1 protein-coding gene is annotated in these 1,246 nt (G+C 61.9%); it reads right to left on the bottom strand.

Annotated elements, in window-relative coordinates; translation table 11 throughout:
• Window positions 1-1,246: TonB-dependent receptor (locus D180_RS02675; RefSeq protein WP_017911572.1), on the bottom strand; the 1,246-nt coding region annotated here is incomplete at both ends.

A 1,246-nucleotide genomic window follows, 5' to 3' on the forward strand; every position in this document is an offset into this window, starting at 1 on the left:
AGAAGCCCAGGCGCGGCTGCCAGGCATCCTTGAAGTTCTTGCGGTTGTGGCCGTTGCTTATGTAGTCGGCGGCATTGACGCCGCTCGGCAGCAGGCGATCGGCCCAGGGATGGCCTGGGTTCGCCGGATCGTCGGCGTACAGCGCCTGCACGAAGGCGGCCGAGGTGACGAAATCGGTATAGGCCGGGTTGTCCTCGTAGTCCCAGCGCATGCCGATGTTCAGCATCAGCTTGTCGTTGACCGCCCAATCGTCTTGCAGGTACACACCATACTGCTTGGCCTTGGTCGTAACCACTGCACTCTGGCCGGGGGTGGCGTACGGCGAGTAGAAGTCCACGCGATAGGGCGTGGAGGCCACACCGTTGGCATCGACCGAGTAGCTGAACTGCGGATTCAAGGAGGCGGCATCCTGCGCCGTCAGCTCGATGTCCTTGAAGTTCACGCCCATCTTGATGGTGTGGTCGCCATGCCACTGGAAGCTGGTGAAGGTCAGGTCGTTCTGCAGCGACCAGCCCTTCTGCTGACGCTTCTGCACGCTGGCGCCGCCCGAAGGGCCAGTGGACAGGAAGTTGTACTCGCCGATGTTGGGATCGGTGTAATCCAGGTAGTTGTAGATGACGCCATTGCCGATCGACATCGGCAGCGGATCGTTACGCCCGTCCTCGCGGCTGACGATCAACTCGTTGTACCAGGCATCGGCGCTATGCGCCCAGCGCAGCGCCACACGCTTGTCCTTGTTGATCTTGTCAAGGCCGTGATCGGTCGCGTTCTGCCCACCGACGTTGTCGGTCTGGGTCTCGTCGCGGACCTGCGCGCTCAGTTCGAAACGGTCGCGATCGGTAGGCTCGAAGTCGATCTTGCCGAAGTACAGGTCTTCGGTGAACGGCAGGTTGGCTGCGCCATACTGGCTGGACAGATTGGACGGCAGGAAGCCCACATAGCGGGCCGCCTTGGCATCCGGATAGATCGTGCGCGGCACGACGTTGTCCTTGCCTTCGTACGCGAAGAAGAAGTGCATGCGGTCCTGCAGGATTGGGCCACCGATCGCGAAGCCGTATTCCTTGGTCTGCGAGTCCACCTTCTTGCCGGTCGCTTCCTCGGCCGGGCTCTTGTCGCGCAGATCCTGGTCGGTGTAGCGGTAGAACACCTCGCCGTGGAACTCGTTGGTACCAGACTTGGTAGCGGCGGTGACCGCCGCGCCGCTCACCTGGCCGAACTCGGCCTTGTAGTTGGAGGTGATGACCTT

It is taken from the genome of Xanthomonas sp. SHU 166, assembly GCF_000364685.1.
In the GTDB taxonomy this organism is placed as follows: domain Bacteria; phylum Pseudomonadota; class Gammaproteobacteria; order Xanthomonadales; family Xanthomonadaceae; genus Xanthomonas_A; species Xanthomonas_A sontii.